The sequence below is a fragment of the Hyphobacterium indicum genome (assembly GCF_003129605.1).
Classification (GTDB): domain Bacteria; phylum Pseudomonadota; class Alphaproteobacteria; order Caulobacterales; family Maricaulaceae; genus Hyphobacterium; species Hyphobacterium indicum.
On record NZ_QBDX01000002.1, the window covers coordinates 549,370 to 564,346 of the forward strand.

Consider the following 14,977-nt stretch of genomic DNA (forward strand, 5'->3'; position numbering starts at 1 on the left):
TTTCATCACAGACCCGTAGACAATTCTATGGGAGATACCAATGCGTACGACACTCATCCTGCTCACCGCTGCTTTGCTGGCGGCTGCCAGTCCAAGCTATTCGCAGATACCGGCGGCCGAGACCGACGCCGCATTCAATACAATCCGTACCGAGAACCACATTCCCGGCCTCTCGGCAGCCATCGCCGTCGATGGCGAGGTCATCTGGACCGGGGAAAGTGGTCTGGCCGATCTTGAAAACAATCTGTCGGTCTCGCTGGAAAGCCGGTTCCGGCTTGGAAGCGTCTCCAAGGTCATCACAGCAACCCTGGCGGCGCGGCTGGCAGAAGGCGGTCATCTCGACCTCGACGCCCCGATTTCCGAATACTTGCCGGACCTGCCGGCACAACATGCCAACACGACTTTGCGCCAACTGCTCGGGCATCAAGGCGGTATCCGCCATTATGGCCGAAGCGATTTCAATCCGTCTGCGCCCGGCGGCCTGATCGATCAGCGATTTTACCCGGACACATCTGCCGCGCTGTCGCTCTTTGTGGAAGACGATCTCGTCGCGGCGCCCGGATCGGCTTATCACTACTCCACCTTTGGATACACGCTGGCCACCGCCGTCATGGAGGCCGCGACCGGGGCCAACTATCTTGATCTGCTCGAGACCTGGATCGCCGGACCGTTAGGTCTCGACTCTCTGGAAAGCGACGATCCATTCGCGCTGCGCTCAGGCCGTGTGCGTTTCTATGACCCGGCAATGCTGTATGAGCAGCAGCTGGGATTGGTATTGGCCGGCCCGCTTGTGAACGCTCTGCCCGCCAATCCGGCCTACAAATGGGCGGGTGGCGGTTTGCTGGCGTCCGCGGCCGACCTCGCACGCTTCGGTGCCGCAATGTCCGAACCCGGCTTTCTGTCCGAACGCATGCATTCGGAACTGATGACACCGCAAATCACGGCTTTGGCTGAAGAAACACCCGTAGGGCTTGGCTGGAATATCGATCAGGATGACGCGGGACGGCTGCGCTATCACCATGCGGGTCTGCAACAGGGCACACGGTCTGTTCTCCTGGTCTATCCTGAATACGGCGTCGCGATAGCGCTGATGAGCAATCTGGGCGGCATGCCCCAGGACATTCTGGAAGAAGCTGCGGGACTCGCTGTCCCCTGGCTCGGCTAGCTGTGTCTGTCGCGCGGGGCCTGATTGGCCGGTCCCGCGCGGTGCACGGCCGCGACGAGCACGAAACTGATGATCATCAGCAGATACCACGAACCGAGCTTCTGGATAGAGACCGGGCTCCAGTTGACCCCGTCCTGGTGCGGATAGGTCCAGGCCCGCGCATAGGTGCCGATATTCTCGGCAAACCAGATGAACAGCGCGACAAGCAGGAGGCCAATCACCAATGGCATGAAGCGGTGCTTTTCATCCGGCCGGAACCAGATCACGCACGGCCCGTAAATCACGAGGGTCGCCAGATACAGGGCCAGTCGGATATCGACGGTGAAATGGTGGGTGAAGAAGTTGATGTAGATTGCCAGTGCCAGCAGGCCCTGCAGCCAGAGCGGCGGGAAGCGGTCAAACCGGAATTCGAAAATGCGCCAGACCCGCGCCAGATAGCTGCCGACTGCGGCATACATGAAGCCCGAGAACAGCGGCACACCGGCAATTCGTAAATAGGCCTCCTCTGGATAGATCCAGGAACCGGCCGAGGTTTTGAAAATCTCCATCACCGTGCCGACGATGTGAAAAACCAGGATAACCCGCGCCTCCTCCCAGGTTTCAAGGCGCGTGATCAGGAATCCGGCCTGTAGTGCGATGGCAGACAGGGTCAGAAAATCATAGCGCGGCAGAACGGCCTCATCCGGATAAAAGAGAAATGTGCCGAGCAGCAGCGCCACCATCGCCCCGCCAAACAGGCAGGCCCAGGCCTGCTTGATGCCGAAAGACACAAATTCGAACACAAAACGGGTAATCGGCCCGCGCACAAAGGCGGCCCGCCACGCCTCGCGGCGCGCATGCAGGAAGGCGCGTGGATTGCGGAAAACTTCCAGAGGTGTCTAGCCTGCCCAGCCCGGTTTACGCTTTTCAAGAAAGGCCGTGAGCCCCTCTTGCCCCTCCTCGCTGGCACGGCGATGGGCGATGCGTTTCGCGAGGTCATGCATCAGCCCCTGATCAATCCTGTGCCCGGCCACATCATCAACCAGCTCTTTGGCATCGGCGATGGCCCCCGGCGCGGCCGCAAAGCCCAACCGGGCAACATATTCGGCCATGTCATCGAGTTCTTCCGGCTTGTCGACCACATACTGGACGAGCCCGATCATGTGAGCGAATTGTGCATCAAAGCCCTCAGCCGTTGTGAACAGCGCCTTGGCCCATTTCGGACCGATAGCCCGGACAACAAACGGTGAAATCGTCGCTGGCGTCAGGCCCAGCTTGACTTCCGAGAAGCTGAATTTCGTGTTTTTGACCGCAATGGCCACATCGCACGCGGCCACCAGGCCGGATCCGCCGCCCATGGCCGCGCCCTGGATCAGCGCTATCGTCAATTGCGGCAGATGAAACAGCTTGTAGAGCATGCCGGCCAGCGCTTCGGCATCCTCGATATTCTGCTCATGCGTGTATCCGGCCGCATCCTTCATCCAGCCCAGATCCCCGCCCGCGCAGAATGTGTCCCCTGCCCCGCGCAGCATCACGATCCGGACCTCGTCTGTATTTTTCGCAAGCAGGTCGAACGTGTCGCTCAACGCATTGATCGTCACCCGGTCAAACGCATTCTTCTTCTCGGGGCGGTTGATCGTGACCACGGCAAGCTCGCCGGGTGTGACATCCAGGAGGACGGGATTTTCATCAGACATGGCTGGGCTCCATTATTGGCCACCCCGTCTAACGCGTCTCGCGGTAAAAGAAAAACGGGGTGTTGTCCGGATCATAGAAGCCGAATTCGTAATTGCCCCACGGTTTTTCTTCCAGAGGCGCAGTGATAATTCCCAGACACTCCCATTCTGCATAGAGCTGGTCCACAGAATCGGTTTCGATCCGCAGCGCCATGGTCTGGGTCTGGGCGCGCTGACCGGGCGTGAAGGTTTGCAAGTGTAAAACCAGATCGCCGCGCGACACACCGGCATAACTCGCGGATTCAGGAGGCGAGGCATCGGCAAAATCCAGTACGAATCCCAGCTTTGACCAGAATGCCAGCGAGCGCTGCATATCGGTGACCGGTAAAACAGGATGAACCGAATAATGTTCCATCATGATGGTCTCCGCAAAGAAAAAGCCGCCAACCCGGAGGTCAGCGGCTTTCTGTTCCGGTTTTCCCGCAGTATCAGTCGCCGCGGAAAATCATACCCTTGACCCCACCCAGGATCAGGATGCCGAAGAAATAGCCGATCGCGAGCGCACCCGCATATAGCCAGTAATTCATATCCGTCAGATTGGCCGTGACAGCACCGAAATCGAAACCGTCCATACCACCGCCCCGCACCATCGGCATGACGATATCCACAATCAGGTGGATGATCGTGGCCACAATGGTGAAAATCAGAATGGCTCCGGCCGACCGCAACAGGATCGCCATGACCAGCGCGATGACGCCGAACTGGATCGCCAGCGGCATCCAGTTCACAGCCTCACCATTTCCTGCATACATCAGCAAGCCTGGCTCGAAAAACGCGTATCCCTGGTCAAACCAGCCGCGCAAAGTATCAAGAAATTCCATGGCGTTTTTCCCCTCGGTTTCGCCCACACGCTCATACAATACCCCAGAAAGCGCGCATTGTTAAAACATTCTTAGGAAAATCCGGCGCTGGCAACCCCACTCGCGTGAGAGGCGAAGGATTGTCATAATTGCGTCACCAGGGTTAGGCGCCTTTCGCGCCAAGTTTACGGCACTGATCCAGCAAGTCAGCATACCGCTGGTCATCAATTGCGCCAATCCCGCCGAAGATTGTGTGCCGGATTTGCCTGAAACCTGAAATCCGGAAAATTCCGGCTTCCAGTGCCTTCACACTATGCGCGCCAAACAACAGGCGGTAGGCCAGCGCCGGCATGCCCATGGTGACAATGATCCGGACGGTCTTGCCTTTCATTTTCCGTTGCGGCCACTGGTCCGGCTTGTCCCCGGTATCCAGCAGGAAACCACCGCGAGCGAGCTGTTCCCAGAACGCCTTGCAAGCCGCCGGCATTGTGCCAAGCCAGAGTGGAAAAACGAATATGACATGGTCCGCCGCGGCAATCTTGGCTTGCGCGTCACGAATGGGCTCGGCTGGCGCAAGAGCAAAGTCGCCGGCATTTTGAAGCAATGGGATGTCAAGCGCGGCGATGCGGATCATGCTCACCTCGTGCCCGGCATCCCCCGCCCCTTCGGCGCAAGCTTGTGCGAGCGCGCTGACGAGATGTCCGTCAGCAGGATCAGGATGTCCGTCGATAATGCAAATCCGGCCCATGGTGCGCCTCCCTGAATGAGACGAGGAGAATACCACCGGAATATATCAGGATCACTGCGGTAGGAACGCACAGCTCTATCGGGCCGAGCGCACCTCGATCATGACTTCATGACGGCGCAAAGGCACAGGAGTCCAGGGCGGACTGAATGACGCGTAGACCGCTTCTCCTGCCGGTTCAAAATTGTTGGCCGTCATCCACGCCCGCAACTCGGCTTCATGTTGATCCACCCTGCTGGCGGTCCGGCGGCCACGGTATTCGACAACCGCCATTCGCCGCGTTTCCACCTCGCGGATATTCACAGCCGGATTATTCGGCCGGGGCAGTGTTTCCATCGTCCACTCCGCAGGCATGATAAAAGCAACAGCCCATACATTTTCACCTGCTGACCTTGCGGTCACCGGTGCGGTCATTTCAATGGATTGCCCCCGGCGGGTTGTCACAGGCGCCGTCATCTCGATGGATTGGCGGGGCGCATTATTCCCGAAAATATAGTCCGCAAGCGGCCGGAACCCCAGGCTTCCGGCCTGCTCGCGATCACCTCTGACTTGAACTTCGGCCATAATCATCGGGCCATAATCGCGAATTTCCATATCACCTTGGCGCTGCACAACCGTATAAGCTGGTTCGTCAGCGGCCATGACGACGCCTCCGGAAAAGACAAAAAGGGCAGTCAAAAACCCAAGAACACGCATCGAAACCTCGTAAGCCAAACATATAAGGACTTACGCAGATCCGCGGTGATCGGATTGCTACATTCGGAACACGCCGAATTTTGTCTCCGGGAAAGGCGCATTCATCGCAGCGGACAAGGACAACGCCAGAACCCGCCGTGTATCGGCCGGGGCGATAATGCCGTCATCCCACAGACGCGCGGTCGAGAAATAGGGCGAGCCTTCTTTCTCATAGAGATCGCGGATCGGCTGCTTGAATTTGTCCTCGTCCTCGGCAGACCAGTCTTCGCCGCGCGCTTCCATGCCGTCGCGTTTGACCGTGGCGAGTACGCTGGCGGCCTGTTCGCCACCCATGACCGAAATGCGCGCATTCGGCCACATGAAGAGGAAACGCGGGCTGTAGGCGCGGCCACACATGCCGTAATTCCCGGCCCCGTAGGAGCCACCGATGATGATCGTCACTTTCGGTCCGGCAAAACAGGACACCGCTGTCACCAGCTTGGCACCGTCCTTGGCAATGCCGCCGGCCTCGTATTTCGAACCGACCATGAAGCCGGTAATATTTTGAAGGAAGACGAGCGGGATTTTCCGTTGCGCGCACAGCTCGATGAAGTGCGCGCCCTTCTGGGCGCTTTCGGAGAACAAAATGCCATTATTGGCGATAATGCCGACCGGCATTCCATGCAGGCGCGCAAAGCCGCACACCAGGGTTTCGCCGAACAGCTTCTTGAATTCATCGAATTCGGAACCATCCACAATGCGCGCAATCACTTCGCGGACATCATAGGGGGTACGCAGATCGGTCGGCACGACACCGTTCAGCTCGTCCGGATCATATTGCGGCTCCCGCGCCTCGGCGATGTCCATCGTGTGGGATTTTGTGGTGTTCAGCGTTCCGACAATGCGCCGCGCCAGAAAAAGCGCATGCTCGTCATCCATGGCATAATGATCCGCGACGCCGGACTGGCGCGCATGTACATCCGCACCGCCCAGATCCTCAGCCGAAATCACCTCGCCCGTCGCCGCTTTCACCAGCGGCGGGCCACCCAGAAAGATCGTGCCCTGCTTGCGCACAATAATGGTTTCATCCGACATCGCCGGCACATAGGCGCCGCCGGCCGTGCACGATCCCATCACCGAGGCAATCTGCGGAATGCCCGCCGCCGACATCTGCGCCTGATTGTAGAAGATGCGGCCGAAATGCTCGCGATCAGGAAAGACTTCAGACTGGTGCGGCAGATTCGCGCCGCCACTATCGACCAGATAGACGCACGGCAGACGGTTTTGCATGGCGATTTCCTGCGCCCGCAAATGCTTCTTCACCGTCATCGGGTAATAGGCCCCGCCCTTGATGGTCGGGTCATTGCAGACGATCATCACCTCGCGGCCTGACACGCGGCCGATCCCGGCAATCATGCCGGCGCCATGGACATTCCCCTCATACATGCCATTGGCGGCCAATGCCCCGATTTCCAGGAATGGCGAGCCGGGATCCAGCAAGCGCTCCACCCGGTCGCGAGGCAACAGCTTGCCTCGAGACAGATGCTTTTCCCGCGAGCGTTCCGATCCGCCCTCGGCGGCTTCCGCGGTCTTGCCGCGCAATTCTTCAACCAGCGCCAGCATGGCCGCACGATTGGATTTGAAGGCTTCCGAATGGGGGTCGGCTGAAGACGTCAGACGGCTCATGAATTTGCCTCGTGTTGGTTGTCGCCAATTAAGCCGTCTGGTGAGACGGGCGCAATGCCGGGCCTGCATCCGATCCGCATGGCCGAGGCATCACACTGCCTGAATGTTAGGGAGCCAATACAATGAAAACGCTTATCCAGACCCTCTTCATCAGCCTGATCTTGCCTTTTGCGGCAATGGCACAGGACGACCGCCCGCAGGTCATGGTACTCGGCACATTCCATTTCACCGGTGGCGGGTCGGATTATATAAACTCCGAGGTCGATGACATGATGAGTCCGCAGCGCCAGGCGGAAATCGAAACGCTCGTCGAACAACTGGCAGCATTCAATCCTACCAAGATAGTGGTTGAGCTGACCCCAGAGGCCGAAGAGCGCTTCAACGCAACTTATCAACGATATTTGGCGGGCGAGCATGAATTGACGGTCAATGAACGTCAGCAGATCGGTATGCGCCTCGCCGCGCGGCTGGGACATGACCGCCTCTATGCCGCCGATTATCAGTCCGGCATGGATTTCGACGCCATGATGGGCGCGGCGGCGGAGAACGGACAGGATCAGCTTCTGGGCCGGTTGCCGCAATTACAAGCCGACATCGAAGCGCTGGATGCCCGGCTCAACCGGCCGGAGGTGTCTGTCTCCGAACGCCTGCGTGTGTTCAATAGTGAAGAGATGTTACGGGAACACAATGTCTATCTGACCCTGGCCCAGATGGGTTCGATCGATAATCCTGCGGGTGCAAACGAAATGACCAATTGGTGGGGCCGCAACCTGCATATTTTTGCCCAGATCGCCCAATTGAGCGAACCCGGCGACCGCATCCTCGTGATTTACGGATCGGGTCACAAATTCCTGTTCGATCAGTTCTTTCAGGATGCCACCGAATTTGAATGGGTAGACACGCTCGACTATCTCCCAGCGCAATAGGCGCATGGCACTTGCGATTTGTCGCGCATCAAGGAAGGCTCTCCGGTGACAATCGGGGAGCCTTTTTCATGACCTATGCCAGTTTCACCCTCTCGCAGGACGGCCCGATCGCACGGATCACATTAAACCGGCCGGACAAGCGCAATTCCATGACCCCGGATTTCTGGGCGGAGTTGCCTGAGGCCGTCGGACACCTGTCAGATGAGGGCCAGACCCGTGTTCTCATTCTGGATGCCGAAGGGCCGGTATTTACCGCGGGAATGGACATTTCGGTGTTTACCAACCCCGATGCGCTCGCCACTGACACAGCCTCACATCGTGAAGCCTTCATGACAGCGGCGCTCGCCCTGCAGGACAGTTTCACCGCTTTCGAAACCGCCCGCTTTCCGGTCATCGCCAGCATTCAGGGCCCTTGCGTGGGCGGTGGCGTGGATATGATCTGCGCCTGCGATCTGCGCTTCGGCACCAAAGACGCCTGGTTGCGGATAGAGGAGACCAATATCGGCATGTTTGCAGATGTCGGCACACTGCAACGCCTGCCGAAGCTGATCCCGGAAGGCGTGGCCCGGGAGCTGGCCTATACCGGCGAAACTCTGACACCGGCCCGCGCTGAAAAGCTGGGGCTATATAACGCCGTGCTGGAGGATGCTGATGGCCTGCGCGCGCACGTCGACAAGGTAGCGGCCAAGATCGCCTCGAAAGCGCCGCTGACCATATCCGGTACCAAGCGCTCCTTCCTCTATGCCCGCGACCATTCGGTGGCAGACAGCCTGCAACACGCCATGACACTGCAGGCGGCGATGTGGAACACAGATGACATTCGCGAAGCCATGACCGCGCGGGGCGAAAAACGCGAGGGTAATTTCACGCCACTCACGCCCGTACGCCGTATGGGCCGGACGTGAGTTATCGCGGCAGTTGCCATTGCCGGAATATTCGCTGGGAGACACCGCGTCTGCCTGACTGGTTCACACGCTGCACCTGTTCCTATTGCCGCAAAAGCGCAGCGATCTGGGGCCGAACGGATCTCGGCACGGTACGCATTGTCTATGAAACCGGGCGCGTCATCCGCTACATCCATGGTGACAAGACGCAGGCGTTCATCTCTTGCGAGAAATGTGGATGCACCACGCATTGGGAAAGCCTCGAACACATTGAGCCCCGGCAAATGAAGCTGAATTTCGCCACAGCGGATTTCAAGCTGCCCGCCAGCATCCCGGTCCGGCTATTCGACGGTGCCGAAAGCTGGCGCTATCTGGACTAGGCTGCAGCATTGATTGTCTCGTACGGCGCAGCTTTGATGTTGGCCGCTGGCATGCATCATGCTACGGGCCTCCTCCTCCCGAGACAATTGCAGGAAGTTTCCATGATCAGAACACTCTGCACGATTTTAGCAGCCGGATTGCTGGCGTCAGGTGTATCCTCATCGGCCAATGCCCAGCTCTTCACGTCGATCGCACCTGAAGCGCGGACAAGCATAATAAACGGCCCGGCGGTCACCTATTTTGCGTCGTCCATCAATTCCGGCAGCGAAACCCTGACGAATTGCCGTCCGGTCCCGGGGCCATTTCCTGCGGCCAATTTCAGCTACCAGACCGTCGATGCGGGGAACCAGCTGACGGGCGCACCGAACACGCCGGTGTACATTGCACCTGGCGCCACGCAAGGATTCCTTCTGTCGTACACACCCGGGGCGGTTCCTTATGCTGACCTCGTGGACGGACGCATCACCTGTGATCAGCGCGACTCGCAATACACACCCTATCTCAGCGGCACGCTGGCGATCGAAAACAGCGGACAGATCCCGGATATCATCGCCATCAGTGCGACGCCGTCAGGAGACGGTGTCATCCGTTTGAACCGCGCGGGCGGCGCAGGTGTCATGGCCGTCGCAGCGGTGAATATCGGTGTCGCCGGCGAAGTCCGGATTGCGCCGCAATCTCTGGGCACATTCCCGGCATTGGCGAGTTTCGAAGTCTGCGAGACAGATGCATCGGCACAATGCATTACACAGCGCGCCAGTTCGTTGACCGTCACATTTGGTGCCAATGAGGTCAGGACATTTGCCGTGTTTGCGCGCGGGAATGCTGAAACCAACATCCCGTTTTACCCGGACATCATCCGCGTGCGTCTGGTTTTGACGGCCACTTCCACGGGGCGGCCCGTGGGGCTGACGAGCGCGGCCTTGACCAGCCCGGCACCAGCATCGCCCAGCCGGGTTGCGGGCCTCTACGGTATGTTTTTCCAGGAACCCCAGAATGCACGCGGCGGATCCGAGGAGCGGCTGGATACCGGTCTGATGGCAGTCTTCCCGGATGGCCGTACCTATTTGTGGGGCCGGGGCGGCATATTTGGCGGCAACCACTCAGAATGGTTGTCGGGCACCAGTCCGGCACCGATTCAGAACAATCGCATTCTTGGTGACGCTTCGCTTGTTCATTTCAGTGCCGGTGCAGGGCTTTCGACTGTCGACTGGACCATCAATCTCAGCCCTGAGCTCGGATCGAATGGCCGCTATAATGGCAGCGACCTTCCAGATGGAAGCGAGTTTTCCACTATAACGCAATCCGGACGGCTGCGCGGTGTCTGGATGGGCAATATGAATCAGCGCGAAACACCTATTGATAGTCTGGCCGGTCAATGGTCGGTGGTCTCTGGCAATCAGATTGTCGGCAACATGACTTTCGACGCGCAGGGCAATTTGACCAGCGGCGCGTTTATAGTTGGCGGGTTTACGGGTTGCCGGTTCTCAGGCGGTCTCGCGCAGCCGGATGAGACGCTGAACCTGTTCTCACTCCAGCTGTCTTTCTCCAGTCAGAACAATTGTGGCGCGCCTTTCAATGGCAATAATTTTCATGGCTTTACCGCAGTGGACGTCGCAGCGGCGGGTGCGATTCCATCCGGAGGACGCATGGTTATGTTCCTTCAGGATGACGAACCATCCGAACGGTCGGGATTCAGCCTGCTGCTTGTGAAGTCCTGATCCGAGCATCCCACTTGTGCCAAGGCAGGCGCGGCGTAATAAAGGCGTATGCCTTTGAATCTGTCCTTCCTCGGTTTTTTTGATGATGTCGGCAAGTCGGCACTGAAAGCCGTCGAGCACGAGGTGGAATGGTTCTGCCTGCCGGCCGGACAGATGCTTTTTGCCGAAGGCGAACCGTCAGACGCTTTCTACCTGTTGCGGTCAGGGGCGCTGGCCGCTTTCCGCGACGGCGCCATGGGGCGTCCCAATCTTCTGGGATATATCCGCGCCGGCGAACCGGTCGGCGAGATGTCGATGCTGGAAGAGCGCCCGCACTCGGCAAGCGTCTACGCGATGCGCGACAGCGAGATCGTGCGCCTGCCAACCGCGTCTTTCGAACGGATGGCGGATCAGCACCCTTCCCTGATGCGCGAATTGTCCAAGATGATGCTGCGGCGCCTCAGGTCCGGGCCCCAGCGCGGCGGTTCCGAGCCGAGAGTCTTCGCGCTGATCTCGTGCTCGCCAACCATTGATCTCGAATACCGCGCGAAGGAATTGCAAGCAGGGCTCGCCCGCATCGGCGTGACCTGCGCCATTGTTGGTGATGAAGCCACGGACTGGCAAGGCCCCAAGCTGGACGCCTATGAACGCGATCACCACGTTGTGCTGCTGACAGCACGGCTGGGCGATAGCAACTGGGCGAGGCGCGCAATGGGCCGTGCTGACCGGGTCTGGCTTCTGGCCCGTGGAGACGCGCGGCCTTCTGTTCCGCTGCTGCCGGACGATCCCTCCCCGGCAGCGCGTCTGAAACTGCTCGATGTTGTGCTCGTGCATGATGGCGGGAAAAGTCCGGCCTCTCGTCCCCAGGATTGGGCCGATGCGGCCGAAGCCGCCCGCGTTTTTCACTGGCGGCAGGAACGCAATGACGATCTGGCCCGCCTCGCCCGGACATTGGCGGGCCGCTCTGTCGGCCTCGTCCTGTCGGGCGGTGGTGCCCGGGCCTATGCCCATATCGGTGCCGTCGAGGCCTTCCGGAATGCCGGCATGCAATTCGACTTCATCGGCGGCGCCTCGATGGGGGCCATTATTGCGGCTGGTGTGGCGCTGGAATGGAGTCAGGAAGAGCTGGTCGACCGGGTGCGGGACGCTTTTGTCTCGTCCAACCCGTTGGGCGACTGGCAATTACCGGTGATCTCGCTGGCGCGCGGCAACCGGGTTGATGAACGGCTGGAAGAGCATTTCGGCAATATTGAAATATCAGACCTGCCACGGCCTTTTTTCTGCGTTTCCTCGAATCTGTCGAATGGCCGGCCTTTCGTCCATCGGCGCGGGCGATTGCGTGATGCGCTGAGAGCCACGATCGCCATACCCGGCATTCTGCCGCCGGTGATTGATGGCGAGAATGTACTGGTGGACGGTGCAGTTTTCACCAATTTTCCATCCGAGCAGATGAAAGCCTTTCATCGCGGCGTGAGCGCGGGCAGTGACGTAACGCGCGCGCGCGGTGTCAATCCGGATGACTTCCGGGACCCGCCCGGATTTTTTGGATGGGTCCGGAAAAACGGCTTCAACGAATTGCCACCGATCGCCTCATTGCTGATGCGCTCGGCAACCGCCGGCGTCATGGTAGGTCAGCATCAGGCCTTCCGCGAAGCCGTGGATCTGCTGGTTCTGCCCGATACGGATACCGATCTGCGGCAATGGAAACGCTTCGAGGAAACCATCGATTCCGGCCGCCGCGCCGCTGAGTTTGCCATGTCCGAACTCAGCCGCGACGAAAGCGACGCCTTCGGACTCTGATCAGCGGTATTCCGGATTGGGATGATCGAAACGGGCGCCATCGTCCCAGGCGGTGCGCGAATTACCGGTCGCCGGCAGGCCGCCAGCCTGCTTCAGAATTGAGGCCATGTGCATCAGATTCCACGCCATGACCGTGGTGTTACGCTTGGTGAATTCATTGTCGAAGCCGACATGGCCTTCGCCTTCAGCCTTTTCATCGCCATAGCTCGGCCCCGGCCCGGCCTCTCCGATCCAGCCGCAATCGGCCTGGGGCGGGATGGTGTAGCCAATATGCTGGAGCGCATAGAGCACACTCATGGAGACGTGCTTGATGCCGTCCTCATTGCCGGTCACGACGCATCCGCCGGCCTTGCCGTAAAAAACATACTGCCCCTTGTCATTGGTCTCGCCGGAATGGGCGTAGAGGCGCTCGATCAGCATCCGGCAAACCGAGCTCTCCTCGCCCAGCCAGATCGGCGTGCCGACGACGAGGATGTCCGCAGCACTTACACGCTTCCAGAGCTTGGGCCAATCATCGCGATCCCAGCCCTGCTTGGTCATGTCGGGATAAACGCCAAAGGCGACATCATGATCGACAAGGCGGATCAAATCTGTCGAGACGCCCTGCTTGTCCATGATAGCCCGGGCATTGGCCATCAGGATTTCTGTATGGGATGCCTCGGGCGACTTTTTCAGTGTGCAGCCGACGAAAAGTGCCTTCAATCCGGAATAGTCCGCCAAAACAATGGTCCTTTCAGTATCAGGATATTATGTGACGCCGATAAACTCACTGTTTCAAGGCGCTTCAACCTGTTCCCAGAGCTCGATTTTCACGCCGTCGCAATCCATGATCCACGCAAATTTGCCATAGCCTTCATCCGAAACACCAAGGATTGCCAGCCCCTTGGCTGTCAGTTGTCCGATGAACTCATCTAGGTTGTCGACACGCAGATTGATCATGAACTCCTTGTCGCTGGGCTTGAAATAATCGCTTGAAGAGAACGGGCCGATCAGGCTGTAGGGCGCTTCTCCGCGCTCTTCTGACCAGTGCAGCGTGAGACCATGGTCGCCGCCAAGACCCAGGTATTCCTGGTACCAGGCGCGCGTCGCTGCCGGGTCCTTCACGACGTGGAAGATTCCACCCAGTCCGGTAATCTTCGCCATTTTTTGTCCCCGTTTTACAGGAGAATAGCACTGTTAGCAGGCGCTAGGCACTTTCCTCGAACAATTCGCGCCCGATCAGCCAGCGGCGGATCTCGCTCGTTCCGGCTCCGATCTCGTAGAGTTTGGCATCGCGCAGCAAGCGGCCCGTCGGATATTCGTTGATATAGCCATTCCCGCCCAGAAGCTGGATCGCATCCAGTGCTGTCTGCGTCGCCGCTTCGGCGGCAAACAGAATGGCACCAGCGGCATCCTTGCGGGCTTTCTCGCCGCGGTCACATATCTTCGCGACTTCATAGACATAAGCACGTGACGCATTCATGCGCACATACATGTCGGCCAGCTTGCCTTGCACCAGCTGGAAGGATCCGATTTCGCGATCAAACTGCTTGCGCTCGTGCACATAGGGCAGCACGACGTCCATGCAGGCCTGCATGATGCCAATGGGTCCGGCCGCCAGAACGGCGCGCTCATAGTCCAGACCGCTCATCAGCACATTTACGCCGCCATTGAGCGGCCCCATGATGTTTTCTTCCGGCACTTCGCAGTCTTCAAACACCAGCTCGCCTGTTTCCGAACCGCGCATGCCCAGCTTGTCCAGCTTTTGCGCTATGGAAAAGCCTTTCATCCCCTTCTCGATCAGGAAGGCGGTAATTCCGCGCGAATTGGCGCCCGGATCGGTCTTGGCATAGACCACGATCACATCGGCCGACGGCCCGTTTGTGATCCACATCTTCGAGCCGTTGAGAAGGTAGTGATCGCCCCGCTTCTCGGCCTTCAGCCGCATGCCGACCACATCCGATCCGGCACCCGGCTCCGACATCGCCAGAGCGCCCACATGTTCACCGGAGACCAGCTTGGGCAGATATTTCGCTTTCTGCGTGTCATTCGCCCAGCGGCGCACCTGGTTCACACACAAATTGGAATGCGCACCATAGGACAGGCCGACAGACGCCGATGCGCGGGAGATTTCCTCCATGGCGATGCAGTGTTCGACATAGCCGAGGCCGGAACCGCCCCATTCTTCCTCGACCGTGATACCCAGCAGGCCGAGCTCGCCCATCTTCATCCACATGTCTGCGGGGAAGGTGTCCGTGGCATCAATTTCGGCCGCACGCGGTGCCAACTCATCCGATGCAAAGCTGCGGACAGTGTCGCGGATCATTTCGGCCGTGTCGCCAAGGTCGAAATTCATGGAAGGATACTGGTTCGGGATCATGAACGGGGATTTGGCTCAAACCCCCGGTCAGGTCAAGCAAAGGTGGTGTTCTATTTCTTCTTCGAGCCGAACAGCCAGATCGCTGCACCTGCAGCAAAAATGAAGCCCGCCACGACCGCCGAAAGTCCGAAAAACAGGCTGGAT

The 14,977-nt window shown here is 59.0% G+C and carries 16 protein-coding genes; 6 read left to right on the top strand and 10 right to left on the bottom strand.

Annotated features, from left to right (window positions below; translation table 11 throughout):
- The first annotated feature begins 40 nt into the window (after positions 1-40).
- The gene (locus DBR16_RS07020) at positions 41-1,165 is read left to right on the top strand and encodes a serine hydrolase domain-containing protein (protein ID WP_109260523.1); all 1,125 of its coding nucleotides are present in this window, start codon (positions 41-43) and stop codon (positions 1,163-1,165) included.
- Here the strand turns inward: DBR16_RS07020 and DBR16_RS07025 are convergent.
- The 7 genes from DBR16_RS07025 to DBR16_RS07055 all read right to left on the bottom strand — a co-directional run bounded on the left by DBR16_RS07025 (position 1,162) and on the right by DBR16_RS07055 (position 6,786).
- Positions 1,162-1,971, bottom strand: a complete 810-nt coding sequence (locus DBR16_RS07025) for a DUF817 domain-containing protein (RefSeq protein ID WP_109260524.1) — start codon at positions 1,969-1,971, stop codon at positions 1,162-1,164. The genes DBR16_RS07020 and DBR16_RS07025 overlap by 4 nt on opposite strands.
- Before the next feature lie 72 nt (positions 1,972-2,043).
- Positions 2,044-2,841, bottom strand: coding sequence for an enoyl-CoA hydratase-related protein (locus DBR16_RS07030; protein ID WP_109260525.1), 798 nt, complete (start codon positions 2,839-2,841; stop codon positions 2,044-2,046).
- A 28-nt stretch (positions 2,842-2,869) separates the two neighbouring features.
- On the bottom strand, positions 2,870-3,238 hold the full coding sequence (locus tag DBR16_RS07035) for a VOC family protein (RefSeq protein ID WP_109260526.1): 369 nt from the start codon (positions 3,236-3,238) through the stop codon (positions 2,870-2,872).
- Positions 3,239-3,308: 70 nt separating this feature from the next.
- On the bottom strand, positions 3,309-3,701 hold the full coding sequence (locus DBR16_RS07040) for a hypothetical protein (protein WP_109260527.1): 393 nt from the start codon (positions 3,699-3,701) through the stop codon (positions 3,309-3,311).
- A gap of 142 nt (positions 3,702-3,843) precedes the next feature.
- The gene (locus tag DBR16_RS07045; RefSeq protein WP_109260528.1) at positions 3,844-4,428 is read right to left on the bottom strand and encodes an NAD(P)H-dependent oxidoreductase; all 585 of its coding nucleotides are present in this window, start codon (positions 4,426-4,428) and stop codon (positions 3,844-3,846) included.
- A 75-nt stretch (positions 4,429-4,503) separates the two neighbouring features.
- A complete protein-coding gene (locus DBR16_RS07050) occupies positions 4,504-5,067 on the bottom strand; it encodes an SOUL family heme-binding protein (protein WP_161539435.1) in 564 nt (187 codons plus the stop codon).
- 111 nt (positions 5,068-5,178) lie between these two features.
- Positions 5,179-6,786 (bottom strand): carboxyl transferase domain-containing protein, encoded by a 1,608-nt coding sequence (locus tag DBR16_RS07055; RefSeq protein ID WP_109260530.1) that lies wholly within the window; start codon positions 6,784-6,786, stop codon positions 5,179-5,181.
- A gap of 122 nt (positions 6,787-6,908) precedes the next feature.
- Here DBR16_RS07055 and DBR16_RS07060 point away from each other — a divergent pair, with 122 nt between their 5' ends.
- From DBR16_RS07060 to DBR16_RS07080, 5 genes are all read left to right on the top strand, one after another.
- Positions 6,909-7,712 (top strand): DUF5694 domain-containing protein, encoded by an 804-nt coding sequence (locus DBR16_RS07060; RefSeq protein ID WP_109260531.1) that lies wholly within the window; start codon positions 6,909-6,911, stop codon positions 7,710-7,712.
- 68 nt (positions 7,713-7,780) lie between these two features.
- Positions 7,781-8,617 (top strand): enoyl-CoA hydratase-related protein, encoded by an 837-nt coding sequence (locus DBR16_RS07065; protein ID WP_109260532.1) that lies wholly within the window; start codon positions 7,781-7,783, stop codon positions 8,615-8,617.
- On the top strand, positions 8,614-8,976 hold the full coding sequence (locus tag DBR16_RS07070; RefSeq protein WP_109260533.1) for a GFA family protein: 363 nt from the start codon (positions 8,614-8,616) through the stop codon (positions 8,974-8,976). Before DBR16_RS07065 ends, DBR16_RS07070 begins: the two co-directional genes overlap by 4 nt.
- A gap of 102 nt (positions 8,977-9,078) precedes the next feature.
- Entirely contained in the window at positions 9,079-10,695 is a 1,617-nt protein-coding gene (locus DBR16_RS07075; protein ID WP_109260534.1) for a hypothetical protein, read from the top strand.
- A 48-nt stretch (positions 10,696-10,743) separates the two neighbouring features.
- Entirely contained in the window at positions 10,744-12,474 is a 1,731-nt protein-coding gene (locus tag DBR16_RS07080) for a patatin-like phospholipase family protein (protein ID WP_109260535.1), read from the top strand.
- Here DBR16_RS07080 and DBR16_RS07085 read toward each other — a convergent pair whose 3' ends face one another.
- From DBR16_RS07085 to DBR16_RS07095, 3 genes are read right to left on the bottom strand one after another with little or no spacing between them, the layout of a single operon-like run.
- Positions 12,475-13,194: a flavodoxin family protein gene (locus DBR16_RS07085; protein WP_109260536.1), complete on the bottom strand. Its 720-nt coding sequence runs from the start codon at positions 13,192-13,194 to the stop codon at positions 12,475-12,477.
- 54 nt (positions 13,195-13,248) lie between these two features.
- Positions 13,249-13,617 carry a VOC family protein gene (locus tag DBR16_RS07090; protein ID WP_109260537.1) on the bottom strand — a complete coding sequence of 123 codons (369 nt, stop codon included), beginning with the start codon at positions 13,615-13,617 and terminating at the stop codon, positions 13,249-13,251.
- A gap of 43 nt (positions 13,618-13,660) precedes the next feature.
- Positions 13,661-14,833 carry an isovaleryl-CoA dehydrogenase gene (locus DBR16_RS07095; protein WP_109260538.1) on the bottom strand — a complete coding sequence of 391 codons (1,173 nt, stop codon included), beginning with the start codon at positions 14,831-14,833 and terminating at the stop codon, positions 13,661-13,663.
- Between the last annotated feature and the right edge of the window lie 144 nt (positions 14,834-14,977).